The organism is Flavobacterium sp. 25HG05S-40, assembly GCF_052654735.1.
Window position 1 is genome coordinate 546,702 of record NZ_CP199750.1, and the last position, 25,599, is coordinate 572,300.

Annotated in this window: 24 protein-coding genes and 2 tRNA genes; 15 read left to right on the forward strand and 11 right to left on the reverse strand. The window is 36.5% G+C overall.

Features of this window, described 5'->3' with window-relative positions; genetic code table 11:
• Positions 1–106 precede the first annotated feature (106 nt).
• Entirely contained in the window at positions 107–814 is a 708-nt protein-coding gene (locus ACULEU_RS02315) for a murein L,D-transpeptidase catalytic domain family protein (protein ID WP_445453847.1), read from the forward strand.
• On the opposite strand, the gene ACULEU_RS02320 is transcribed toward ACULEU_RS02315, so the two are convergent.
• On the reverse strand, positions 803–1,246 hold the full coding sequence (locus ACULEU_RS02320; RefSeq protein ID WP_445453848.1) for a GNAT family N-acetyltransferase: 444 nt from the start codon (positions 1,244–1,246) through the stop codon (positions 803–805). The two genes, ACULEU_RS02315 and ACULEU_RS02320, sit on opposite strands and share 12 nt — an antisense overlap.
• A gap of 156 nt (positions 1,247–1,402) precedes the next feature.
• On the opposite strand from ACULEU_RS02320, the gene ACULEU_RS02325 reads away from it, so the two are divergent.
• Positions 1,403–1,475 (forward strand) — tRNA-Gly (locus ACULEU_RS02325).
• A gap of 172 nt (positions 1,476–1,647) precedes the next feature.
• Here the strand turns inward: ACULEU_RS02325 and pepE are convergent.
• Positions 1,648–2,355 carry a dipeptidase PepE gene (pepE, locus tag ACULEU_RS02330; RefSeq protein WP_445453849.1) on the reverse strand — a complete coding sequence of 236 codons (708 nt, stop codon included), beginning with the start codon at positions 2,353–2,355 and terminating at the stop codon, positions 1,648–1,650.
• A gap of 97 nt (positions 2,356–2,452) precedes the next feature.
• On the opposite strand from pepE, the gene ACULEU_RS02335 reads away from it, so the two are divergent.
• The 3 genes from ACULEU_RS02335 to ACULEU_RS02345 are packed head-to-tail and all read left to right on the forward strand — an operon-like array spanning position 2,453 to position 4,139.
• Entirely contained in the window at positions 2,453–3,208 is a 756-nt protein-coding gene (locus tag ACULEU_RS02335; protein ID WP_445453850.1) for a hypothetical protein, read from the forward strand.
• A gap of 47 nt (positions 3,209–3,255) precedes the next feature.
• Complete coding sequence (locus ACULEU_RS02340) at positions 3,256–3,579, forward strand: Sec-independent protein translocase subunit TatA/TatB (RefSeq protein WP_445453851.1); 324 nt, start codon at positions 3,256–3,258, stop codon at positions 3,577–3,579.
• Complete coding sequence (locus tag ACULEU_RS02345; protein WP_445454880.1) at positions 3,579–4,139, forward strand: phosphatase PAP2 family protein; 561 nt, start codon at positions 3,579–3,581, stop codon at positions 4,137–4,139. Before ACULEU_RS02340 ends, ACULEU_RS02345 begins: the two co-directional genes overlap by 1 nt.
• Positions 4,140–4,141: 2 nt before the next feature.
• On the opposite strand, the gene ACULEU_RS02350 is transcribed toward ACULEU_RS02345, so the two are convergent.
• The gene (locus tag ACULEU_RS02350) at positions 4,142–4,783 is read right to left on the reverse strand and encodes an O-methyltransferase (protein ID WP_445453852.1); all 642 of its coding nucleotides are present in this window, start codon (positions 4,781–4,783) and stop codon (positions 4,142–4,144) included.
• 72 nt (positions 4,784–4,855) lie between these two features.
• Here ACULEU_RS02350 and rlmN point away from each other — a divergent pair, with 72 nt between their 5' ends.
• A complete protein-coding gene (gene rlmN, locus ACULEU_RS02355) occupies positions 4,856–5,896 on the forward strand; it encodes a 23S rRNA (adenine(2503)-C(2))-methyltransferase RlmN (protein ID WP_445453853.1) in 1,041 nt (346 codons plus the stop codon).
• Between the two features lie 77 nt (positions 5,897–5,973).
• Here the strand turns inward: rlmN and ACULEU_RS02360 are convergent, their stop codons facing one another.
• Positions 5,974–6,843: a hypothetical protein gene (locus tag ACULEU_RS02360; RefSeq protein WP_445453854.1), complete on the reverse strand. Its 870-nt coding sequence runs from the start codon at positions 6,841–6,843 to the stop codon at positions 5,974–5,976.
• A 106-nt stretch (positions 6,844–6,949) separates the two neighbouring features.
• Between ACULEU_RS02360 and ACULEU_RS02365 the strand changes: the two genes are divergently transcribed.
• The 5 genes from ACULEU_RS02365 (at position 6,950) to dnaG (ending at position 12,648) form a co-directional block, all read left to right on the forward strand.
• Positions 6,950–7,930 carry a polyprenyl synthetase family protein gene (locus ACULEU_RS02365; RefSeq protein ID WP_445454881.1) on the forward strand — a complete coding sequence of 327 codons (981 nt, stop codon included), beginning with the start codon at positions 6,950–6,952 and terminating at the stop codon, positions 7,928–7,930.
• Between the two features lie 184 nt (positions 7,931–8,114).
• Positions 8,115–8,675, forward strand: coding sequence for an RNA polymerase sigma factor (locus ACULEU_RS02370; RefSeq protein ID WP_445453855.1), 561 nt, complete (start codon positions 8,115–8,117; stop codon positions 8,673–8,675).
• Positions 8,662–9,402 (forward strand): hypothetical protein, encoded by a 741-nt coding sequence (locus ACULEU_RS02375; RefSeq protein ID WP_445453856.1) that lies wholly within the window; start codon positions 8,662–8,664, stop codon positions 9,400–9,402. Before ACULEU_RS02370 ends, ACULEU_RS02375 begins: the two co-directional genes overlap by 14 nt.
• Before the next feature lie 29 nt (positions 9,403–9,431).
• Entirely contained in the window at positions 9,432–10,463 is a 1,032-nt protein-coding gene (locus ACULEU_RS02380; protein ID WP_445453857.1) for a hypothetical protein, read from the forward strand.
• Between the two features lie 193 nt (positions 10,464–10,656).
• Complete coding sequence (gene dnaG, locus ACULEU_RS02385) at positions 10,657–12,648, forward strand: DNA primase (protein WP_445453858.1); 1,992 nt, start codon at positions 10,657–10,659, stop codon at positions 12,646–12,648.
• Between the two features lie 57 nt (positions 12,649–12,705).
• Here dnaG and ACULEU_RS02390 read toward each other — a convergent pair whose 3' ends face one another.
• The 7 genes from ACULEU_RS02390 to ACULEU_RS02420 all read right to left on the reverse strand — a co-directional run bounded on the left by ACULEU_RS02390 (position 12,706) and on the right by ACULEU_RS02420 (position 20,198).
• Positions 12,706–14,814, reverse strand: coding sequence for a SurA N-terminal domain-containing protein (locus ACULEU_RS02390; RefSeq protein WP_445453859.1), 2,109 nt, complete (start codon positions 14,812–14,814; stop codon positions 12,706–12,708).
• Positions 14,815–14,921: 107 nt separating this feature from the next.
• Complete coding sequence (locus ACULEU_RS02395) at positions 14,922–16,181, reverse strand: hemolysin family protein (RefSeq protein ID WP_445453860.1); 1,260 nt, start codon at positions 16,179–16,181, stop codon at positions 14,922–14,924.
• Positions 16,182–16,184: 3 nt separating this feature from the next.
• Positions 16,185–16,376, reverse strand: a complete 192-nt coding sequence (locus ACULEU_RS02400; RefSeq protein WP_445453861.1) for a hypothetical protein — start codon at positions 16,374–16,376, stop codon at positions 16,185–16,187.
• A gap of 4 nt (positions 16,377–16,380) precedes the next feature.
• Positions 16,381–16,935: an LPS export ABC transporter periplasmic protein LptC gene (gene lptC, locus ACULEU_RS02405; RefSeq protein WP_445453862.1), complete on the reverse strand. Its 555-nt coding sequence runs from the start codon at positions 16,933–16,935 to the stop codon at positions 16,381–16,383.
• Entirely contained in the window at positions 16,935–18,203 is a 1,269-nt protein-coding gene (locus tag ACULEU_RS02410; protein ID WP_445453863.1) for a tetratricopeptide repeat protein, read from the reverse strand. Before ACULEU_RS02410 ends, lptC begins: the two co-directional genes overlap by 1 nt.
• Positions 18,204–18,213: 10 nt before the next feature.
• Entirely contained in the window at positions 18,214–19,473 is a 1,260-nt protein-coding gene (locus ACULEU_RS02415; protein WP_445453864.1) for a hypothetical protein, read from the reverse strand.
• The gene (locus ACULEU_RS02420; RefSeq protein ID WP_445453865.1) at positions 19,470–20,198 is read right to left on the reverse strand and encodes a type III pantothenate kinase; all 729 of its coding nucleotides are present in this window, start codon (positions 20,196–20,198) and stop codon (positions 19,470–19,472) included. The genes ACULEU_RS02415 and ACULEU_RS02420 overlap by 4 nt, the downstream gene beginning before the upstream one ends.
• 99 nt (positions 20,199–20,297) lie before the next feature.
• On the opposite strand from ACULEU_RS02420, the gene ACULEU_RS02425 reads away from it, so the two are divergent.
• The 4 genes from ACULEU_RS02425 to ACULEU_RS02440 all read left to right on the forward strand — a co-directional run bounded on the left by ACULEU_RS02425 (position 20,298) and on the right by ACULEU_RS02440 (position 25,599).
• Positions 20,298–20,370: transfer RNA gene (locus ACULEU_RS02425), tRNA-Phe, on the forward strand.
• 287 nt (positions 20,371–20,657) lie between these two features.
• Positions 20,658–22,349, forward strand: a complete 1,692-nt coding sequence (locus ACULEU_RS02430) for a peptide MFS transporter (protein ID WP_445453866.1) — start codon at positions 20,658–20,660, stop codon at positions 22,347–22,349.
• 77 nt (positions 22,350–22,426) lie between these two features.
• The gene (locus ACULEU_RS02435) at positions 22,427–24,085 is read left to right on the forward strand and encodes a peptide MFS transporter (RefSeq protein WP_445453867.1); all 1,659 of its coding nucleotides are present in this window, start codon (positions 22,427–22,429) and stop codon (positions 24,083–24,085) included.
• Between the two features lie 2 nt (positions 24,086–24,087).
• Positions 24,088–25,599, forward strand: coding sequence for a peptide MFS transporter (locus ACULEU_RS02440; RefSeq protein WP_445453868.1), 1,512 nt, complete (start codon positions 24,088–24,090; stop codon positions 25,597–25,599).

Here is a 25,599-nt window from a genome sequence, read left to right on the forward strand (position 1 = left end):
GTTAAAAAGATTAAAATTGTCTTAAGAAAGCCTGATTTATTTTTATTTTTTAAAAATTACTTTATGTTTGTAATACCAAATCTAACGATTAAAACCTATTTACTCAATGAATTATAAGTTTTTTCCTTTGTTTTTTGTTCTTTTGTTAATGTCGTTTACGAGCTTACCAAGCAAAACAAATTCCACAAAAATAAATGCTACTCTAGCTGAAGAGAATATTTCAAAAAATGTATCCATTTACAATCAGTTGGATGCTAATTCTTTCGCTATGCCCAATTTTGATTGTTTTAATACCGCTTTAACCGGTTTTCAACTGCTAAAAGAAAAGGGGCTTATTACGAAAAATATATTGACGTTAGTAGATTTCAGTTTGTCCTCCACTGCAAAGCGTCTTTGGGTAATCGATTTAGAGAAGAATGTGGTTTTATTTCACACCTTAGTTGCTCACGGAAGAAATACCGGAGAAGAATTTGCTAACGAATTCTCCAATCAAGCAGAGTCTTTTAAAAGCAGTATTGGGTTTTATGCAACTGGCGAAATCTATAACGGGAAGCACGGAATGTCTTTAAAATTAGACGGATTAGAAAAAGGACTAAATGATAAAGCTAGAGAAAGAGCGGTTGTAATGCACGGCGCTGAATATGTTTCGGAGTCTTTCATCAGACAAAACAAAAGATTGGGAAGAAGTCAGGGCTGTCCTGCGATTCCGGTTGAAATGAATGAAAAAATCATAAACGTGATTAAAAATAAATCGTGTTTATTTATTTATCATCCTTCCAAAAGCAGTGAGATACTAGCCAGACTAAACACTTAGTTTCTTGAACATCACATAGTGTTTTCCAACACCTTCGATGTCAAAGATAGCTCCAATAATGGCGTACCCAAGTTTTTCATAAAAACCCACAGCACTTTCTCGTGCATTAAACCAAATCAGCGTATTTTTTTTCAGTTCTGTAAGATACTGTTCGCAATTCAGGATTAGTTTTTCGCCCAAACGCTGACCTTGAAAATCTTCCAAAACAGCCATGCCTCGTATTTGAATTTGAGAAGGTTCCTCAAAAATCGGATGGTTGTTTTCAAACAATGAAATAACACCAATGAGTTGATTGTTGTAGATGCCGAAATGTTTAGTTGTTGGTAATTCATCGCCCTGAAACAAGCAGGTTTCGATTGGTTTGCCTTTTCTGAGAACCGCATTTCGAACCAAATAGGTATCAAAAGCCGAAATTTCCCTTACCTCAGTCATGCTAGTCACAATTTGTAATTTGGAACGTAAAAATACAACATTTTCATTATAAATGAATTACAGGAAAACCTTGGCCTAATTAGAAAAATAGATAATTTTTTTTGAAAAAAACTTGCATCGAAAGAATGTTATTCTATATATTTGCACCTCAATAATGCGGAAGTAGCTCAGTTGGTAGAGCTCCAGCCTTCCAAGCTGGTTGTCGCGAGTTCGAGCCTCGTCTTCCGCTCAGAAACCAAAACCTCTAAGTCAATTAGGGGTTTTTTCTTTTTAGGGCGTTTCCTCGTCCCAAAGACGAGGCCGCGCTTTCCGCAGTACACGGTACTTGCTGCAATCGCTAACGTTTGAAATTAAAAGGAGGACAGCCAGTGGCTGTCAGTTATTTTTAGACATTGCTAAATTTATCTAATCCAAGACAAATCGCTTTCTGATCCCAGTTCTGTCGGGACTTCATGCTGTCTAAACAAACGTGCGGATAAATTGCCTTTTAAGAGTATGGTTTTGCCATTAACTTCCAACCAGCTTCCTTCTCGTAGTCCTAAAACCGGAATCTCGTTAAATGCGTGAAATTCTTTGATTCGGGTTTCCCTGGTTTCTCCCATATGTTTGCTTTGCAAATCAGGGTCTAGGTAATGCGGATTCAAATTAAACGGTATCAATCCCAAAGTCTTAAAACTTGGAGGATATATAATCGGCATATCATTCGTAGTCTGCATCGTCAATCCGGCGATATTACTCCCGGCACTCGAACCTAAATACGGCGTCCCGTTTTGTACTACTTGTGATAGTATTTCCATAACCTTGTTTTCATATAATTGGGTTACCAACAAGAAAGTATTGCCGCCACCGGTAAAAATTCCTTGCGCTTCCAAAATGGCTTGTTTCGGATTTTCAAATTCATGTAGCCCTTTTACTGCTTTGTTTATTGTGGCAAAAGCCGAACGAACATTTTCGGTATACATATCATGCGAAATGCCACCGGGACGCGCATAAGGAATAAAAAGGATTTCACTACAATCTTTAAAATGATGTGCTAAAGAGGGTAGTAAATAGTCTAAATACTTGCCGCCATGAACCGTTGACGTACTGGCGATAATCATTTTTTTCATAGCGTAAGGTTTGCTTTTCTTTAGGAATGTAAGTTTAACAAAAGATTATAAACATTTAAATGGCTAAAAGATATTTTTACATCGTAAATTTAAAATAATGAAGTTATTTAAAAGTATAATCCTGTTTTTATTTTTTGGGACAACACTTGTTCAAAGTCAGGAATTGACTTTATTGAAAGGAAAAGTGACGTCTCAAATTAAGGAGCTTAACGAAGTATACATCACCAATCTTCGCTCCGATTCTAACACCACATCAGATAAAAATGGTAACTTCTCGATGTTTGTGAAATTAGGTGATACACTGCAGTTTAAAGGCTTGCAAATACTCACTAAAACCAAAGTGATTACAGAAGATGATTTGGCCAAAAAATTATTCATCGCCAATGTAGAAGCGAAAGTCATTCCCTTAGAAGAAGTTGAGGTAAAAACCTATCCCAATATTAATGCGGTGTCGCTTGGAATTTTGCAAAAGCCAGCCAAAGTATACACACCAGCGGAACGCCGACTAAAAACAGCTTCCGATTTTGACCCGACGGCGAATGTAGGAACAATGATGGGAGGTTCTATAGGTTTAGATCCTATCATAAATGCTATTACAGGTCGAACGGCAATGCTAAAGAAAGAATTGGCAATCGAAAGAAAAGAGTATTTACTACAAAAAATTGAATATCTCTTTAAAGAAGAATATTTTTTAGAGAACCTAAAAATACCCAAAGACTATTTAAGAGGCTTTTGGTATTATGCTGTTGAAGATGCTAAACTAGAGGAAGCTTTAAACACAAAAAATAAAATGATGGCTCGTTTTATCTTTTCTGATTTGGCTACTAAATATTTGGAAATAGTACAAAAATAATAGCAATTTAAGTAACTTTGCGTCTCGTTTATAAAAAGTAAAAAACTATGTTCGGAATTGGTGGCGGCGAATTAATTTTCATAATTTTCATAGCATTGATGCTTTTCGGCTCGGATAAAATTCCGGATGTTGCCAGGACTATGGGAAAAGCGATGGCACAGTTTAAAAATGCTACCAATGAAATCAAAAGCGAAATCCAAAAAGGCGTTGAAGCGAATGGCATAGATACTTCAATGAAAGAACTTACTTCCACATTTTCTGACGAGGTTGAAAAGGTAAAAACAAATTTGGATATCAATATTTTACCCGAAGTAACCAAAGCCAAGGAAGATATTGAAGATTTAACTGGACCCATCAAAAGACAACGCTAATTTTGGAAAAAATCATTCAGCTTGATAGAGAACATATTGTATTCCTAAACGGATTGGGTTCTCCGACTTTTGACGGATTATGGCTGATTATCACCAAACAAGTCTACTGGACTCCAATATTTTTACTTGTTTTTTATTTTTTACAGAAGAAACTCGGTTGGAAAAATTTCGGTTACTACATTCTTTTTACTGCTTTTTTGATTTTATTGTGTGACCAAACCGCTAATTTTTTCAAAGATCATTTCGAGCGTTTACGTCCTTGTAACGATCCTGAAGTGCAGGATTTGCTCAGGTTATATTGGAAAAAAAGTAAATCCTATAGTTTTTTCTCAGGTCATGCTACCAATTCCATGGCAACGGCCGTTTTTGGTTTCATGGTTTTAAAACGATATTACAAACAGGCCTACCTGCTCTTTTTATTCCCGCTAATTTTTGCTTACAGCAGAATTTATCTAGGATTACATTTTCCAACTGATATTTTGACAGGATATACCTTTGGTGCTACTTTTGGGTTTGTTTTTTACAAATTGTACTCAAAATACATACTTCGCACTTTGTAAAATTACAGTACTCTTGAAACCGTCAACCCATCTCGAATAGGCAATAAAACCGTTTCCACTCTTGGATCTTCTTTTAATAGCTGATTGTATTCTAAAAGAATTTTAGTTGTGATGTCTTTCGGATTCAATGCTTCCAAAACTTTTCCACTCCAAAGAACGTTATCCGAAAGAATGATGCCACCTTTGTTCATCATCGGAACAATCAAATGGAAATAGTTAATGTAGTTTTCCTTATCAGCATCAATAAAAACCAAATCGTATTTTTTGTGTAGCGTTGGAATAATATCCAAACCGTCACCGAGATGTTGTGTAATCTGATTGGCCCAAACGGTTTTGTCAAAATACTTTCGCTGAAAATCAAACAATTCTTCCTCGTTGTCAATGGTGTCAATCGTACCGTTGTTAGCTAAACCTTCCGCCAAGCAAAGTGTCGCATAGCCTGTATAGGTTCCGATTTCCAGAATAGCAGTCGGATGAATGATTTTTGAAAGCATACTCAAAACCCTTCCTTGAAAATGCCCACTCAACATGCGAGGTTGAAGGATTTTTTGATGGGTTTCTCGGTTTAATTGTACCAACAATTCAGGCTCGTTTTCTGAATGTAGTGATACATAGTTATCTAGTTCGTCGGAAAGAAAATGCATAAGGATAAATTTCGAAAGCCAAAATTACAAATTCCAAAATTAGTTTCTCAACTTTATATTTACCTTTGCACCATGGAAATCGAGAAAAAAGACATCCGAAGTTTATCCAAAGAGCAATTGCGCGATTTTTTTGTGGCCAATGGCGATAAGGCTTTTCGAGGGAATCAGGTTTACGAATGGCTTTGGAGTAAAGCGTCACACAGTTTTGAAGACATGACCAACGTTTCCAAGGCAACCCGAACCATGCTCGAAAATAACTTCGTAATCAATCATATTAAGGTCGATACCATGCAAAGGAGTGAAGACGGAACCGTTAAAAATGCGGTTCGTTTACACGATGACTTGATTGTTGAAAGTGTTTTGATTCCGACAGAAACCCGAACAACTGCCTGTGTTTCGAGTCAGGTTGGTTGTAGTCTCGATTGTAATTTTTGTGCGACAGCCCGTTTAAAAAGAATGCGAAATTTGGAACCCGGTGAAATCTACGATCAGGTGGTAGCCATTGACAAAGAAAGTCGTTTGTATTATAACAGACCTCTTTCCAATATCGTTTTTATGGGAATGGGGGAGCCGCTGATGAATTACAACAATGTAATGAAAGCCATCGATATGATAACCTCAGACGAAGGGTTGGGCATGTCGCCAAAACGAATTACCGTTTCTACTTCGGGAGTTTCCAAAATGATAAAAAAAATGGCCGATGATGAGGTCAAATTCAAGCTCGCGGTTTCGTTACATTCGGCTATGGAAGCCACCAGAAATCACATCATGCCGTTTACCAAAAACTTTCAGTTGCCCGAACTCAGGGAAGCCTTAGAATATTGGTACCGAAAAACCAAAAGTAAGGTCACTTATGAATACGTTGTTTGGAAGGGAATTAATGATGATAAAGCATCTATTGATGCCTTGGTAAAATTCTGTAAACACGTTCCATGTAAAGTCAATTTGATTGAATACAATCCTATTGATGATGGCGAATTTCAACAAGCTTCAGATGCAGCTATTGACAATTATATCAAAGCATTGGCACAAAATGACATCGTAGCCAAAGTACGCCGGAGTAGAGGAAAAGACATCGATGCTGCTTGCGGACAGCTAGCCAACAAATCATAAAAAAATCCCGATGAACTAACTCAACATCGGGACTTTTTCAAAAAAAAACAGTGCTTTTCCTTTTTTAAATAGCAATCTTAATTTCCTATGACAATATTGTAATTGTTTCCGTTTACGGTTAATACTGCTAAATTGTCGCAAGTACCATCTCCAAAATCAAGTGTAGCCGTATTGTTATTTCTAACTATGGTAATTATTCCTGAAACTAATAACGGTTTGTTGACTGCGATACAGCTCATTTTTACATTTAGTGGTGTAGTAATGGTGCTAGTTTGCGTTCCGCCGTTTGGTCCAGTAGTAACCCAACTTCCTGTAATTTGATACACATTATTCGCTAAAACAGCATCCCCAAAGCCTTCAATGATTTCACGCACTCTGTTTCCAACTCGGCGATATAAAGCGCCATTTGGCAAAGTAGCAGTTAAATCCATAGTCATCGTTACAATTGGATGTGCATTAGGAGCTGCTGTCATTGTTCGAGTGAATGTTTTGTCTCCGTTAAATGCTATTCCGTTATGGAAGAAATTATCAAACGAATAATTGATAGTGTGTGAAGTTGCACTTGGTTGGAATACAAAAGAAATAATAATTCTTCCGCTAACTACATTGCCGCTGTTTAAAGTACAGCCTGTCCCAAAATCAATAGTTTTAGTCACAGTTTCACCCACAGTAGGTGCAGTTCCAAAGGCAGGAACTCGGGTAATGGTAGCGCAGGAAGTAAGTTCAGATTCGATTAACTCCGAGGTTTTTCCATTGATAGCATCGGAATAGGTATTGGCCTCTTCTTCTTCCACAATTGCGGACACATCGTCGTTCATGGCATCAATTTTAGAGCTCACTTGAGCATCTTCTGTAGAAATGGCATTACCATTGCTATTCTCCTCTTTGGAACAGCTTAGGATGGTTAGAGCAAGAGCAAATCCTAGGATAAGGTTGGTTGTTTTCATCGTTATTATTTTTTTAGTTCTTCTATTGGAGTCTCCTTTTATAAAAAGGTTTAATGAGATGCTAAAAAATTTTTCAAACGAAGTCAATATTGTATCTTTGGAAGCAATGAATACCACTTCACAAATAAAAGAACCGATACAGCGTGAAATGGAGCTTTTTGAAAAAAAGTTCTACGAATCGATGACTTCCAAAGTGGCGCTTCTCAATCGTATCACCTATTATATTGTGAACCGAAAAGGAAAACAAATGCGTCCGATGTTTGTTTTTTTAGTGGCCAAAATGATTTCTGAAACTAGCGAAGTCAATGAAAGAACCTATCGTGGTGCTAGTGTAATCGAGCTAATTCATACAGCAACGTTGGTTCATGATGACGTGGTAGATGACAGTAATCGCCGTCGCGGATTTTTCTCTATCAATGCTTTGTGGAAAAATAAAATTGCTGTTTTGGTGGGCGATTATCTCTTGTCAAAAGGATTATTGCTTTCTATTGATTATGGCGATTTTGATTTACTCCGAATCATTTCGGTGGCTGTACGTGAAATGAGCGAAGGAGAATTACTCCAAATTGAAAAAGCCCGTCGATTGGATATTGTAGAGGATATTTATTATGAAATCATCCGAAAAAAAACTGCCACTTTAATTGCCTCCTGCTGTGCACTTGGTGCCAAATCAGTTTCTGAAGATGAAGATTTGGTAGAGAAAATGCGAAAATTTGGTGAGCTTATCGGAATGGCATTTCAAATCAAAGACGATTTATTTGATTATACCGATGACGCCATCGGAAAACCAACCGGAATCGACATCAAGGAGCAAAAAATGACGTTGCCACTAATTCACGCTTTGAACAACTGTTCTCCCAAAGAAAAAAGCTGGTGCATCAATTCGATTAAAAACCACAACAAAGACAAAAAGCGTGTCAAAGAAGTCATTCAGTTTGTAAAAGACAAAAATGGATTGGGCTACGCCGAACAAAAAATGACCGCATTCCAACAAGAAGCACTCCAAATTTTAGAAAACTTCCCATCATCAGAATATAAAGAATCTCTTTCTTTGATGGTCAATTATGTAATCGAAAGGAAAAAGTAATTTTTTTAATTATTTTTTTTACGTTGGGAAGTATTGAATTTGTTGCTATTTTTCATTTTCAAATATTCAAATTCAAAAATTTTCAAATCCTCATACAACTATTTTGAAACGATTCTCGTCTATGTCAATAGAGGTCTATTATTGATCTAACAATCAGAAAAAAATAAGCTGTTTAACATACAACATGAAGGTAATTACTTTACATCAGGAAGAAAAAGAAATAATCGAACTGGCCGTTGGTAATAACCGTCATGCACAGCAAAAGATTTATTCTAAGTATTCCCAGAAAATGTTAAGTGTTTGCCGACAGTATATAAAAGACTTGCATTTGGCCGAAGATATTATGATCACAGCTTTTATGAAAGTGTTTACTAACTTGAAGAACTTTGAACATAAAGGAAATTTTGAAGGCTGGATTAGAAGAATTATGATTAACGAATGCATTTCGTATATCAGGGTTCAGAAAAAAGTGACCTTCATTGATGATGAGAATTATATTGAAGAAAGACATAATGATATTGAAAGTAAATTTTCGGTAGAAGACATTCAGTCGCTAATTGATAGTTTGCCTGATGGCTACAAAATGGTCTTCAACTTATATTGCATCGAAGGATTCAAACATCAGGAAATAGCAATAATGCTCGGAATTAGTGAAGGAACCTCCAAATCTCAGTTGTCACATGCACGTAAAATGCTTCAGGACAACATCAATAAACTTAAAAATTACAGTAATGGAACCGAATAAATTAGAAAATCAAATAAGAGAAAAGTTGCATTCAAGAGAAATTCAACCTTCTGCTCAGGCTTGGGACAGATTAGATGCGATGCTAACAGTTGCCGAAGAAAAAAAAACAAAGCGTTTTCCGTTTTTGACCTTCCGTTTTATTGGAATTGCTGCCAGCGTTTTGGTTTTCGTAACACTTGGTGCGCTTTTCTTCACTCAAAAGGATGCTGAAATTCAACCTCAAAATAATGTTGTTGGAACAGAAGTGAAAATTGATACTACAGTTAAAACACCAAATTCTAAGTTCCAAATTTCAACCAACAAAGAAAATCAAGTAGCTGTCTCAAATCAACCGACAAGTAGTAATCAACGAGTTTCAATCAACAATCAAGCAACGCCAAACAATCACAAACAATCAGCTAATCCACTCATTAATCGTGAAAAACCAATTGAATTCCAAAACAGTGCTGATATCGCCTTAAAGGACTTGCCTAAAATTATGGATACCAAACCAATTGTGGTAGACAATCGTCCTAAAATCAAATCAGATGAACAATTGTTATCCAGTTTGGATATCGCAGCAAAGCAATCGGTCAACCAAAAGTCCGTAGTAAAAGTAGATGCTAAGAGCTTGCTTTCCCAGGTGGATGGCGAATTGGAAATGACCTTCCGTGAAAAAGTAATCAACAAGGTCAGCAAAAATTATAAAGAAGTTAAAGTGGCGTTGGCCAATAGGAATAACGAATAAACAATCATTAATCAAATAAATCAAACATCATGACAAAAATTACCCTTTATTTAGCTGTGGCTATAAGCCTTCTCGCCGTAAAAGTATCGGCACAAAATGACCTTACTTTTGAAGTGAAAGTAAAATTAATCGCCAATAAAATTGATGCCATAACCAAAGAAGAAAAAGCGGCATTAAAAATAGAATTGGAAGAAGTAAACAAGGAATTGGAAGCCGGAACGATTTCCAAAGCACAAGCCGATGATAAAAAATTACAATTGGCGGAAGTGCGTTCAAAAAACATCGAAACCCGCATCGGGCAAGCCCAAGAGGAACTTAAAGACTTGGTAAAACAAAAAGTAGACGGGAAACTCAAAGAAAGTAAAAATCAATATTTTTCCATTGTAATTAAAAGAGATTCTATCAGAAAAGTAAGAGGGGAATCACGAACTACATCGCAATTTGTTTTCGCAGCAGGGGTCAACAATTTGGTGACCGATGGAGCTGTTGCGGGTTCCGATTACCGCTATTGGGGTTCCCATTTCTACGAATGGGGCGTTACGTCTAACACGCGACTTTTCAAGAGCGATAATTTGTTGCATTTGAAATACGGAGTTTCTGTAATGTATAACAATCTTCGTCCAACCGATGGTCGCTATTTTGTAGCTAATGGTAACCAAACGGATTTAGAATATAGTTCGGTGAATTTAAAAGATTCCCGTTTCAGAAATGTCTACGTGACAGCGCCGGTTCATTTGGAATTCGATTTTACAAAAACTAAAACCAATGCAGAGGGGAAAAAATTATTCAGAACTCATGAAAGTGTTCGTTTCGGGATTGGAGGCTACGCCGGATTTAGAGTGAAATCAAAACAGATTACGAAATTCAGCGACAACGGACATGATGTAACGATTAAAGAAAAAGGAGGTTTCAATACCAACGACTTTATATACGGTGTGAGTACTTATATTGGTTATGGAGAAACTAGTTTGTACCTAAAATACGATTTGAATCCTTTGTTTAAAGACAATGCCTTGAAGCAAAACAACATATCGCTTGGTGTGCGTTTCGACTTGAATTAAAAAAAATAAAAGTACAGTTTCATATTTATCACACTGAGCGCAGTCGAAGTGTTGTTTAGGTTAGTTTATACTTCGAAGAAGACGCTGCTGTTTAGGAGCGTCTTTTTTATTTTAAATTTTAAATGCGTAAATTTACCCTCATTCATTGTTGTGATTTTATTAATCTAACAATCTAACAATCTAAAACTCTATTTTGATTACCCGCGAAACCATCGATAAAGTTTTTGAAACCGCACGAGTGGAAGAAGTCATAGGCGATTTCGTTCAGCTTAAACGTGCTGGAAGCAATTACAAAGGATTAAGTCCGTTCTCCGACGAGCGTTCTCCTTCGTTTATGGTTTCGCCTGTAAAACAGATTTGGAAAGATTTTAGTTCGGGAAAGGGTGGAAGTGTCGTGACTTTCTTGATGGAACACGAGCATTTTACGTATCCGGAAGCTATTCGATTTTTGGCGAATAAGTACAACATTGAAATAGAAGAAACCGAAGTTTCTAAGGAAGACCAAATCGAAGCGAACGAGAAGGAAAGTTTGTATTTGGTTTCTGAATTTGCCAAAACGTATTTTCACGAAACTCTTTTAAATACCGAAGAAGGTAAAGCAATAGGATTATCTTATTTCAAAGAAAGGGGATTTACAAATGAAACCATTGCCAAATTTGGTTTGGGCTATTCTCCCGAATCTTGGGATGCGTTTACAAAAGAAGCCTTGTCTAAAGGCTATCAACTAGAGTTTTTAGAGAAAGTCGGTTTGACCATCACCAGGGAAGACGGTAAGCATTTTGACCGTTTCAAAGGTAGAGTCATGTTTCCTATTCAAAGTTTGTCGGGAAGAAACTTAGGTTTTGGAGGAAGGATTTTAACCAACGATAAAAAAGCAGCCAAATACCTTAATTCGCCCGAAAGCGATATTTACCATAAGAGTAAAGTTTTATACGGGATTTTTCATGCCAAGCAAGCGATTGCCAAGCAAAACAATTGTTATTTGGTAGAAGGTTATACCGATGTTATTCAGTTGCATCAAGCCGGAGTAGAAAATGTGGTGGCATCCTCAGGAACTGCTTTAACGCCCGATCAAATTCGATTGATTAATCGCTTGACCAAAAACATTACCGTTCTTTTTGATGGAGATGCTGCGGGATTACGTGCCTCTGTTCGTGGAATCGATTTAATTTTGGAAGAAGGAATGAACGTTAAAGTCTGCACATTCCCTGATGGTGATGATCCGGACAGTTTTGCGAAAAAGAATTCGTATGAGGATTTGGTAGCGTATTTGGAAAATAATGCCAAAGATTTTATTCAATTTAAAGCATCGCTTCTGATGAATGAAGCTCAGAATGATCCTATCAAGAAAGCCGAATTGATTCGGGATATGGTAGTGAGTATTTCAAAAATCCCAGATCGTATCAAAAGAGAAATCTACATACAGGAATGTTCCCGAATTATGGACATTTCCGAACAGGTTTTGCTGAACACTTTAGCACAGCTGGTTCAGAAGGATATTTCAGATGCCGGAAAAAAACTCAAGCAAGAATATAAGGCTTTAGAAGTTGTAAAAAGCGAAACACCATCGGCACAAGAAAAAATTGATATTCTATCCCATCTCGAAACGAGTATCATTAGCATTTTGGTGCTTTATGGCAGTTTGGAAACCGACTTCGAAAACATTTATATCAATTTTGATGAGGAAGGCCATGAGCAGGAAGTTAAAGAAAAGGTTGTTAGTAAAATTTCGGAAAGAATATTTTTAAGCCTACAAGAAGATGAAATCAATTTCACTAATCCATTATTCAAAGAGATTTACGACGATTTGATTCACCATCTTATTAATGATCCGGATTTTAATATCACGACTTACATCAACGGCTTGTCAGAAGTGCATTCCGGTTTTATTTCCAATTTAATCATGGAGAATGAAAAGTATACTTTGGATGGCTGGCTCGATAAGAAACAGGTTTTTGTCAAAGAAAAAGATTCGAAAGAAGTATTGACCAATTTGGTAACCGAAACTTTGATTTCACTTCGGGAATACCTAATCAATAAACTGATAATGGATTTAATGCAGACCTACAGTAGTAAGGAAGAAGAACATGATTTGGAAGAATTGATGGCAACCATAAACGATTATAACAAACTCAAAGTCAACCTGACCAATAAAATAGGAAGAATTCGTTCTACCTATTTATAAGAAACAAAAAACCCAAAACATATGTTTTGGGTTTTTTTTCTGTAAAGAAAATATCTTTTAGTAAAAATCAGCTCTGTTGTCAATGATGTCTGCATCGTTTTTCAATGCTGGCATCACTCTACCGGAATAATTAACAACCTGTTGTTTTACTTTATTGATATAATCGTCGTATTTCTGAATTTTTGGTGCTTTAGTAACCGCTTTGGTATTGACTACATAAACCCCTGAGTTACCTTCAATAGGTTTAGAAACCTGACCAACTTTTGAAGTGAAAGCATTTCCAACTACTTTTGGTTCAAAACCAGCACCGGGAACGTTTGGATTTTCAATAGTCAAATCTAAGGCATTCATAACAGTTACTTTATTAGTAGCAGCAATAGCATCTAAAGAAGTACCTTTCATTTTAGCCATGATTTTTTCAGCTTTCTTTTTATTTTTCAAGATGTTTTCTACTTGTGGTCTTGCTTCTTCGGCAGACATTAAGCCTTTCTCAGCCACACTTTTCAGTTTGGCAATGATATGACCCATATTAACCACTTCGAAACGTTTAACGCTACCTATTTTAGTATCGCCATCAAATGCCCATTTTACGATTTGTCTTTGATTAGCAATAGAACCAAAGTTCTCATCAATAGCTTTTACACGAACTGCTGGATTTGAAGTAAGTTTCATTTCTTTTACCAAAGCAGCAAAGTCTTTGTTAGCAGCATCCATTTCAAATTTAGTTGCTTGCGTATACGTTTTGTCATTAGTAGCTTCAGATGGTTCGATTTTTTGAGCAATCGTAGCTAGTTTTACAGCGTCTTGTTTGTCCGTTACATTAATGATATGGTAACCGAATTCAGTTTCAGCCAAACCAATCTTTCCAACTGGATTGTTGAATACAAAATCTTTATACCCTTTAGCAAAACCAGTATCTTTAGAAATAAAGCCCATATCACCACCATTTTGTTGAACTGATGGGTCTTCTGACATAGTCATCGCTAACATTTGGAACATACCAGGGTTAGCTACAGCTTGAGCCAAAATACCTTCTGCTTTTACTTTAGCTTCTTCTTTAGTTCTTTTTTCTTTTGGTTGCGCTCTTTCGGCACCAACCCAACTAATTAAGATATGGCTTGATTTTACTTTCGCTCCAGCTTTTCTACCCAATGCTTTTGAAAGCGCGTAATAGTTGTTGAACATATACGGTCCGTATACTTCACCTGCTGGCAAATTAAATAATTGCTCTGCAAATTCAGCTGGCAAATCTTGTTTTGAAATATAAGTCGAATCAAAAGGGATATCTGAATTTGCATTTACAAAGTCTGCAATATCAGTAACCGATCTAAATCCGGCAATAGTATCATTTTTACCTGTTTCTTTATTGTAACGAACGCTTGGCAATAATAAGGCATCTACATTTTTCTTGATTTCAGCTTCATCCTGAGCAGATGGTTTTTCCTGAATTAATACATAATCCACTTCACGAGAACCTTCTGATTTGAATTTTTTCTCTTTAGTTTTCATGTAAGCAACGATTTCTTCATCGGTGATTTTCACATCGCTGTCTTTGATGGAAGAGAATGGAACCATTACAAAGTCGAAGTTTACTTTATTGTTTTCTGCTTCATATTTGAATTTTCCTTCTGTTGCGGTTGTATACATTGCTCCTTTTACCAAAGAGTTGTATATAGTATACTTCGCGTTCAATTCCGCATCCTTTTCTTTATCTTTTAGAATTTGCATTCCTTCCGGACTTGCTTTGAAGTAATCTTTGAATTTGTTTAAGTCAAATTTACCAGCAGCGTTCAAAAACATTTGGTTTTGACCAATACTTGGATCGTTTTTGAATACTTCCATAATGTGTTTTTCACCTACACGAAGACCTAATTTTTCAAATTCAGCCGAAAGTAACGCAATGTTTACTTCCTGATTCCAAACTTGATTAGAAGCCTGCATCGAAGTCATGTTTTGACCTTGATTTTGAGCATTCTTTTCAGTGTTTCCAACTTTAATTCTGAAGTCTTCAAAAGAGATGTCTTTTCCGTTCACACTTCCTACATCGGTAGACATGCTTTTTAAACCGCTATTGAATAAATCTTGTATCACAAAAGCCAATAAAGCAAAACCAATTGCTAATAAAAGTAAGCCTGAACGATTTCTAATTTTTGCTAAAACTGCCATTTCTATATTTGTTAATTTTATTTCAGTTTGCGAAAATACAATTATATGTGAAATAACAAAACTCACACAGCTATAATTTCGTTTAAAAGTGGATTTTTTACGAGAAACTAATCTATTAACGTCATTTTTACCAAAACGATTTTCTTATTCGTGGCTTCTTCAATTACAAATTGAAAATTGCCAGCCGTAATTTGATCGCCTTTTTGCGGAATCTCTTTCGAAAAATCTACAATAAATCCACCCAAAGTTCCGTAAGAATCACTTTCTGGAATATTGAGTTTGTACTCTTCGTTAAGGTACTCCACATCTAGCCTTGTAGAAAAAAGATAAGTGTTTTCGTTTATTTTGGTTTCGATGAGTTCTTCGTCGGAATCGTGCTCGTCTTCAATTTCGCCAAAGAGCTCTTCTACAATGTCTTCCATGGTTACAATTCCCGATGTTCCTCCGTATTCATCAAGGATAACGGCAACACTTTTGCGCTTTTTGGTAAGCAGATTCATAGTGTCTTTGATTAGAATGGTTTCGGGAACAAATTCGACCGGAATCATAATCGATTTAATGCTTCTAGGTTTTTTAAACAATTCAAACGAATGCACATAACCTACAATGTCGTCAAGCGTATTGAAATAGACTAATATTTTAGAATACCCGGTTTCTATAAACATTTCTCTTAAATCGACTACAGAGCTGTGTAAATCAACCGCAACCAACTCGGTGCGAGGCGTCATCACATCTCTAGCTTTAACCGCCGAAAATTCAAGAGCATTCTGAAAAATCTGTATTTCAGAATCAACAGTTTGGTGATCCTGAACCGAATTCATTTGTTCTGAGATATAATTGCCGAGTTCAATTTTACTAAAAGAAAGATTGATTTGATCGCCTTCGGTTTTGAAGAATTTTCGCAGTACATAATCGGAAATCCAAATCAAAAACGACGAAATATAATAAAAGAGTTTGTAAAAAAAGTAAGCCGGTAAGGCAAAAAGCTTGATAAAAGTATTGGCGTAAATCTGAAAAAAAACTTTAGGCAGAAACTCAGACGTCATCAAAACCAATAGCGTTGATAATGAAGTTTGTAATAATAAATTCGAAAAAGGCGTCAGTTGTAAACCATTATTTTCAAACCAGCGCATTAACAAATCGCCCATAAAAAATCCGTAGACGACCATAGCTATGTTGTTGCCTACAAGCATCGTGGCAATAAACTTGGACGGTTTTTGGGTGAGTTTGGTTAGGATTTTGGAAATAAAATCGTCTTGCTTTTTTTCAATTTCGAGATAGATTTTATTCGAGGAAACAAACGCGATTTCCATTCCAGAAAAGAAAGCGGAAAGTATCAAACAAAGGATGATGATTCCGATTTCCATGAATTAAGGCTTTTTGTTATGGGCGTCGAATTTTTTGGCGAATTTTCTTCTGAAGAAAAAAAGAAAAAGACAAACTCCGGCAAAAATGATGCTTATCGTAAAATTTTGCTTGGAATTCCATTTGACAAAAGCATCCACGGTAAAAAGGATTCCGGCAAGTAAGTAAGCGTATTGGGTAAATTTTAAATAATTCATAATGTTATTCTGAGGATTGGACTTCTCCGGATATTTTTTGTGAGTTTACTTTTTTGAAGTCTTTGCTGAAATCAATTCCTTCGCCATAAGAAACTCCTTTTGGAGACGTAAATTTAAACTTTTTTTCGGTAAAAAACCATTCGTTTTTTTGGTCGTAATACAATTGCTCGGTTTCCAGAACTTCACCATTTTGATTAGATATTCTCACATTATTTTGCAAGTCAATCAAATTGGTGTTTTTGTGAGAAACGGCATATTTGGCATCAACATAAGTTTCTTTACCGTTTTTATCGTATAAAGTCAAGTGAATGCCTTGAGGGAATTCGGTAAAAGGGAATTTCACGGTGGCATAATCCAGCATTTTCGGACTTACCAAATTGGCGGTAATTCTACCTGAATCAGTATATTTCAGATTAATGCCGTCGGCATCGCCACTTGGAGAAAATTCGGCAAAACCCATCTTCTGAACTTCCTTAAAATTACTTTCACAACCCATAATTGCAAAGCAAAAAAGGAGCATAATAATACAAGAAGTGCTATTTCGGATAGAGAAATTCATTATTTGGCTGGGAAGCTAATTGTTTCGTTAATCCAACAACCTATAGTAAGCGATTTTCCGTTCATTTTTTCTTTCGAGATATCTGAAGCTGATAACCCTTTTAATGTATAGTCTTCCATCATTTTATCAGCAGCAGGTTTTAATTTTGGCTCGGCAACAGCGACATTTTGCAAAGTTTGTATTGCCAAATTGTAAATCGCTTTCTTCTCAAAATCGGTTTTCGCACAATTTTTGGAACCATTGACATACATTTGGGCCAAAAACAAATAAGCTTTTCCCATTTTAGGATCTGCTGCCAAAGCTTTGTTTAAATACTCTTTTGATTTGCCGGCATCGTTGGCTGAAAAACTAGTGGCAAGTATATAATAGGTTTTCGCTTTTTCAATAGGGTTGGTCTGTAGTGCTGCTGATTCGTTGTAAAATTTAATCGCTTCTGGAAACTTGCGCTGCTTTGCATTTGCTATAGCAACGAAATTGGCTGACTGAGCGGTTGCTTTTATGGCGTATAGTTTCTCTGCCAACGTTTGGAATATCGGTTTGGAACTACATTCGGAAGAAAGACTAATTAGGGCTGAGGTTAACCAATCCAAATTGTCTTGATTGGCACTATAGTTTTTGTTATAAAAATCAGAAAGATTTTCGCAAGTAGCGATTTCTTTTATTTTGCCATCGATGGCATTTTGAGCCATTGTATAATCTTTATTTTCAGGGTTAGCCACTTGAAGTTGCGCCAACAAAGTACTTACTAAAGTGTATTTTTCTAAGACAGCATTAGAAGTAATTTTCTTGTCTCCAGCAGTAAATCGGTCGCAATACATCATGAAATAAGTGTGAATGGCTTTGACATCTGTAATGTTATTGGCAGCTTTGCTAAAACCATTTTCTAATAAAGTAAAGGCTTCGTCTTTGGCTTCTATTTTATTATTTACCAATGCCATGGCTTGCTGAACTTCGAAATCCGGAATAGCAGCAGGAAAGTTTTTATAGTATTGCTCGTAAAGTTTCATCAGATCACGAACGTTTTTTTCCTTTTCTTCTGATGATGTGATATCAATTTTATATTGTAGTATCGTACTACCGTCAGTATAGATTTTTTCGATTTCTTTTGGACAGTTTTTACGTACTTCCATCCAAATATCAAAGGATTCTTTTATTTTGTTTTCTTTAAGAAGTTCCTGATAGTCAGCAGTTTTACCTGCGCAATCAAATTTTTGAGCATTACCGGTGGTAATAAATAAGAGTCCAAGTATGCCTAAAATCGCCTTCATAATATGGTGTTTAGTCAAATTTACGTTTCACAAACCATTTGTCGCTTAAAGATAAGCCTACGCTTATGTTGAAGTAGTTTTCTTGTACTAAGTTATAATATTTTGTGCCACGTTTGCCAATTTCAAGTCCAATATTGATATTGGTAAAAGTTCCGGTCATGGGAAGACCTAGACCAATGTTGGCTGCAAAGTCATTAATGGATTTGTTCTGAATAACCAATCCGGTGTTTTCATAGCGTAATCCACCGCGATACACTACTCTTTTTAAGTAGCTGGAATACGAATTGTAGTTCGGAATATAATATCCTCCTAAACTATAACGCATCGAATTTTCAAAACCGTTGGCATCGATATCATCAAATCGGTTGGACATCACACTGTTTTGGATGTAAGTAACTTCGGCACCAAGCATCCATTTTTTAAGTTCTCCAAAACCCGATCCAAAACTAAACTTGGAAGGAAGTTTTATAGAAGTGTCTGCTACAGGTATGTTTTGTCTTTCAATAACGCTAACAGCACTCGAACTCAAAAGTTCTACAATCTCTAAATTTCTAGAATTGCCAATAGTTAGCTTAGCTTCGGGAGTATAAATTAAACTACTAAAGAAAGAATATTTTTTGTTAACCTTTGTTTGATAAGCCAGACCAATATTGAAATTAACCCCTCTCAAATCAGAAGTGTTGTTTTCTCTTGAGCCATATTGTAGGTCGGTTTGATATTGTAAGCTGCTAGTCTCGATTGTCCCAAAATTGTACTGCACATCGGCACCAATATTTATCTTTTTAGTCAATTGATATCCGAATCCAACAAATACCTTATTCACACCGCCAATTCCGCTATATCGGGTAAAGTTACTTACATTAGTGTTTTGAATTTCCGTAGTTCTCCCGATTTTGTATCCTAGAGCAGAATAAGGAATAAGCCCAAATCCAATCCCAAGTTTGCCAACCGGAATTCCGACAGCCAAATAATCGAAAGAAGTTCGTCTGGCTTTACCTTCCTGAATTTCTGTTTTTGATTTGGTGTTCGCATACGTTCCACCAATCCCAAAAGTTGTCAGTTTCAAACTTGCATAATGAGCCGGATTCTGTATGTTTAAGTGGATACTATCTGGCAAAACAGATAAACTACCCATGGAGCGATTTTCTACGGTTCCTTTAAATTTGATGTCACCAATTCCGTAAAACGAATAAGGAGACGAAGTGCCTTCTTGAGCTAAGAGTGCTAATGAAAAAAGTAAACAAACGCTTACTAGAACTTTTTTAATCATTTTTGATTGTATTGAAATGTTTGGTTCAAACTTTCTAGCAGAAAATTTGAATTGGCAAATATGGTATTTTTTAATCTCTTAGCCAAAAATTCTGCGTCTCCACCCGTTAAAATTATGATAAATTTAGCGTATTGAGATTGGTATAGTTCGATGAAACCATCAATTTCAAGCGCTACACCATTAATAACGCCAGAGTGCATAGCTTCTTCAGTGGAATTTCCAATAAAATGATATGGGTCTTTTTTTGTTAGTAAAGGTAATTTTGCCGTGTAATCGTTTAAGGTCTGATATCGCAATCGAATTCCGGGCGAAATAGCACCGCCGAAATATGTATTGTTGTCATCAATAAAATCATAGGTAATACAGGTTCCGGCATCAATAACCAATCGATGCTGATTGGGAAACTGCAACACGGCTCCAGCTGCCAAAACCATTCGGTCTATGCCAAGTGTTTTCGGTGTACTGTATGCATTGGTAAACGGGAAAGCACTCTCTTGTGTTATAAAATGAATTTTCATCTTGTTTTCTAGCGATAAGAACTCCTTTTTTTCAATAGTTCCAACCGAAGCAACAACTAAATTTTCAATTTCCGGAAAGTTTTTTAAAATAGTTTGCACTTCATCTAAAAGGCTTTCCTTAGTAAAAATAAAAACTTCAGTAAGTGTATTCTCTTCAAATACAGCGGCTTTGATTCGGGTATTTCCAACATCAATAGTTAAAAGCATGGGAATGTTTTTGGACTTCAAAGTTACGAATAGTTTTTTTTTAGTATTTGTTTTGGATAAATTAAAAATCATTCTATATTTGCACCCGCAACAAAGCAAGGTACCTTAGCTCAGTTGGTAGAGCAATGGACTGAAAATCCATGTGTCCCTGGTTCGATTCCTGGAGGTACCACAACAAAACCCTGATAATTTTTATCAGGGTTTTTTGTTTTCTGCCTAAGAAAGAAATACGTCCCAATAGCCCCGACAGGAGTAACTACCGTGTAGTGCGGATGGCGGGAGTAAAAGTGGAAAGAACGAAGTACGCCCGCTTCTTATAAATCTAATTTCTATACTTGTAAACTCTTTAAAACTGCATTTAACATAAAAAAGTGCTGTTATTTGTATTTTTTTCACTAAAATTGACGGTTTTTAAACAGAAAAACTAACCAATTCAAAACCAATACAAAATAAGCTATTATGACGGAAACAGCGGTAAAATCAGAACATCCAAAAGGACTTTGGGTATTATTCGGAACAGAAATGTGGGAAAGATTCAACTTCTACGGAATGCGGGCAATCCTAACCTTGTTCCTCGTTAATTCATTAATGATGAAGGAAGAAGAAGCATCGATTATTTATGGAGGCTTTCTCGGACTTTGTTATCTAACCCCAATGTTGGGAGGTTTTATTTCGGATCGTTTCTTCGGAAACAGAAACTGTATTTTATTAGGAGGTTTGATGATGGCCATCGGACAGTTATTATTGTTTGCCAGTGCCAGTGTTTTTGGGACTAATTTAGGTTTAGCCAACACTTTAATGTGGTCGGCTTTAGGGATTATCATTTTTGGAAATGGTTTCTTCAAGCCCAATATTTCTTCCATGGTAGGAAGTTTATATCCAAAACAAGAAAAAACAAAGTTAGATACTGCTTTTACCATTTTTTATATGGGAATCAACATTGGAGCTTTCTTAGGTCAGTTCATTTGCCCAATCTTGGGTGATGTAAAAGATTCAGGTGGGATTAGAGATGTACATGCGTTTAAATGGGGATTCTTAGCAGCGTCGTTGGCGATGTTAATCGGAACAGCTGTATTCTATTTCCTTAAAAATAAATACGTAGTTACTCCAGAAGGTAGACCGATTGGTGGATTGCCATCAGGAAATGACGCCGGAGATTATGAAGAAGGTGAGTCTCAAAAAGCGCACTTCACAATGGGTTCTATTGCCACAGCTGTTGCGACATTCGTTGGTTTGTTCTTTGCCTTTAATTATTTTACCGAAGGCGATAACGTGGTTAAAACCATTATTTATCCCATCATTTACTCCAGTGGAATTTCATTGGCGCTGTTGATTTTATTAGATAAAACCCTTACCAAAGTAGAAACACAAAGGATTTGGGTTGTATACATCATGTCGTTCTTCGTAATCTTTTTCTGGGCGGCCTTTGAACAAGCAGGTTCTTCATTAACATTTATTGCCGATAACCAAACGGATAGAAATTTCTTCGGATGGAATATGCCACCTTCTATGGTACAAATCTTCAACGGTTTATTTGTAGTAGCGTTTGCCTTTCCATTCAGTATGTTATGGGATAAATTGAGAGCCAATGGTAAAGAGCCAATCTCTACTGTAAAACAATCGGTTGGTTTAGCCTTAATTGCTTTGAGTTATTTTATCATTGCACACAATGTAAAAGATTTAGGGAATAGTGGTTTATTAGCCATTTATTGGTTGATTTTATTGTACTTAATCCAAACTTTTGGTGAGTTGTGTTTGTCGCCAATCGGATTGTCTTTGGTAGGTAAATTATCGCCAAAACGTTTTGCTTCTTTAGCTTATGGAGTATTCTTTATTTCAAATGCTGCAGGTTATGCCTTGTCAGGAACATTAGGCTCAATTCTTCCGGCAACAGGTGATAAATTCCTTAAAGCAGAAAAATTAGGAATCGATCTTCAAGCTGTTTTGGATAAAAAAATCACATTGACGGCAGAACAGGCCAAATTGCTGGCGGATAATCAAATTAACGATCATTACAAAGCATTTGCCGGATTTGAAATCCATAACTTATATGAATTTTTTATGGTATTCGTAGTACTTTGTGGTATCGCATCTATTATTTTGTTTTTACTGACTCCGGTAATCAAAAAAATGATGCACGGCGTAAGATAATCGCATATTAAAATATTTTTATATCTTTCAAACCTACAAGGAACCCCTTGTAGGTTTGTTTTTTTAAATCAAGAATTATGTGGAAAAGCCATCCTAAAGCATTGCCTTACTTATTTTTATCTGAAATGTGGGAGCGTTTCGGGTATTATCTGATGATTGGAATTTTTACACTTTATCTTAAAGATGTAGAGGCAGGATTCGCCATGACCGAGAAAGAAGCCTCCGATTTATACGGAACTTTCATCGCTTTAGTCTTCTTAACGCCATTCATTGGTGGTTTAGTAGCCGATCGTTACTTGGGTTATAAAAAATCAATTGTCATTGGCGGATTGATGATGGGGTTGGGATATATGATGATTGGTATTCACAATTTGACCATGCTCTATGTCTCTATGACCTTAGTAATTATCGGGAACGGTTTTTTCAAACCCAATATCTCAACGCTTCTGGGAAATTTCTATAACGATGACCAATACAAAGAGAAAAAAGACGAAGGCTACAATATTTTCTATATGGGAATCAATATTGGCGCTTTTATCTGCAACTTCTTTGGGGCAGCACTGAAAATTCTTTTTGGATGGCAGGAAGCCTTTATGGCAGCAGGTGTTGGAATGTTTATCGGAGTCATTGTATTTCTGCTCGGAAGCAAACATTACGGCGATAAAGCCGATAAAAAAGGAGTGCAAGAAGGGGATATGCCTTTCTATAAAATTGTCTTATTCATTTTATTGCCTTCGATAATTTTCGGAGTGATAGGCTGGTTTTTAAAGGGAGTCCAGTCAGATACGAATCCGGATTGTGCCGTATTTGGTTCCGATAGTACGGATGCCTTTATCTTTGCCTGTATTCCGGTCATTTACTTTTATGGAAGTTTGTATTTTAAAGCTAAGGTCGAAGACAAAAGGCCAATCGGAGCGTTATTAGCCATCTTTGGAGTCGTTATTTTGTTTTGGGCCGTATTCAAATTAAACGGATCAGCACTTAATAATTGGGGAGATAAATACACCGATAGGGAATTAACCGGAACTTCTCAGATCATCGCCTCTAAGCTGGTTCTTGCCGATACGCTAACCTATAAAAAAGATTCCGTAGCGCTATATGATCAAGCCTTCCGAATTCAGAAAAAGGATGGGGAAGTTATCAAAACCGTCGATTATCCGTTGTATTTCCGAAATATTCATAAAGAAAAGTTGCCCGAGGAAGGTAGCAAGATATTTACGTGGTCGGCCAATTTGAGTCAGTCCATCAATCCTGGCTGGGTAATCATCTTAACACCATTGGTAGTTGCTTTTTTTACCTTTTTGCGAAGCCGAAAGAAAGAGCCAAGTACACCAACCAAGATCGCTTTCGGACTATTAATTTCTGCTTTGTCCGTTTTAGTAATGGTTGCCGCAGTTCATATCGGAAATAACGGAAGCGAGAAAGTCTCCGTTTGGTGGTTAGTTGCCAATTACGGTGTGATTACCATTGGAGAGCTATTCCTCAGTCCGATGGGATTATCGGTAGTGTCTAAACTATCTCCCAAAAACATTACGGCACTGATGATGGGTGGTTGGTTTTTATCCACTTCAATAGGAAATAAATTATCCGGAGTTTTGGCGAGTATGTGGGATACCTATGATAACAAAGCCGACTTCTTTTGGGTAAATTTTGGGCTGCTGATGTTTGCCACGCTGCTGATGTTTGCCTTGGTGAAAAAATTAAATAAAGTAATGCAAGAAAAAGGAATTAATTAGATATGGAACAACAAACAACACTTGACCAAATTCAAGGCTTTAAAGGAAAGTACCCAAAACAATTATGGTACTTGTTTTTTTCCGAAATGTGGGAACGTTTTTGTTTCTACGGTATGCGCGGCATGTTGGTGGTTTTTATGGTAAACCATCTCTCGATGGATGAAAAAACAGCCAATCTACAATATGGAGCAACACAAGCATGGGTTTATGCCTTTACTTTTGTAGGAGGACTATTTGCCGATAAGATTTTAGGCTTAAGAAAATCGCTTTTTTGGGGCGGAATACTCATGATTGTCGGAAGCATAATCTTAGCTGTAGATCCCAAGAATTTCTTTTTCATAGGAATTGGCTTTACAATTGTAGGAACAGGTTTTTTCAAGCCTAATATCTCCTCAATGGTTGGGCAGTTGTATCATGAAAATGACCCAAGAAGAGATGCCGGTTTTTCTTTCTTTTATATGGGAGTCAATCTGGGAGCGCTTATTGGCGGTTACATTTGTATCGCAGTGGCGGAAGGTTCCATGTGGCAGTCATTAGTCCCAGAACACCTTCGATGGAATGTAGGTTTTGGATTTGCAGCCTTAGTAATGATAATCAGTTTGCTTACGTTTACACAAACCCAAAAAAGTTTAGGTCCAATTGGACTTACACCAATAGGGAATATGGAAAAATCAAAAAGAAAACTTCTGGAAATACTAACCTTTGTAGGGTCATTGTTAATTGTTCCGGTGATAATACTAATGGTAGAGAATACGGAGTATACAAAATGGTTTATGGTGTTTATAGGTCCGGCATCTTTACTCTATTTGGCATTTGAAATGAGAAATTTTAGTTTATCAGAAAACAAAAAACTTATTGTTGCAGTGGTACTAATGTTATTTTCTGTGATTTTTTGGGCCTTTTTTGAGCAAAGTGGCGGCTCATTAAGTTTATATGCTGCGAATAACTTAAACAATACCATAGCTGGTGTAGAGTTAAGTCCGAATGGTGTAAACAATGCGGCGAACTCTTTCTTTGTAATAGGTTTTGCGGCTCTACTAGGATTAGTTTGGCTATGGATGGCAAAACGAAAAATCGAACCCAACACGGTGATTAAATTTGGATTGGCGTTCTTGTTTTTAGCGGGTGGTTTTTGGATATTTTATTACACTAAATTTTTTGCTGATTCGGATGGTAGAACATCATTAGGAATATTCACCTTTGCTTGGTTTATAATTACTTTTGGGGAATTGTGTTTATCTCCTATAGGGATGAGTGCGATGACCAAACTGTCACCTCAAAAAACACAGGCTGTCATTATGGGAATGTGGTTTTTGGCAAGTTCTTACGGACAATATTTTGCTGGAATATTGGGAGCCAATATAGCAGAAGCTTCTGAAAGTGCAAGCAATCTAGAAAAATTAATAGTATATGCTGATGGATACAAGCAATTAGCATTGTATGCGCTGATTTCCGGAATACTTCTTATTGCAATTTCTCCCATTTTGAAAAAACTAATGCAGGGCGTAAAATAA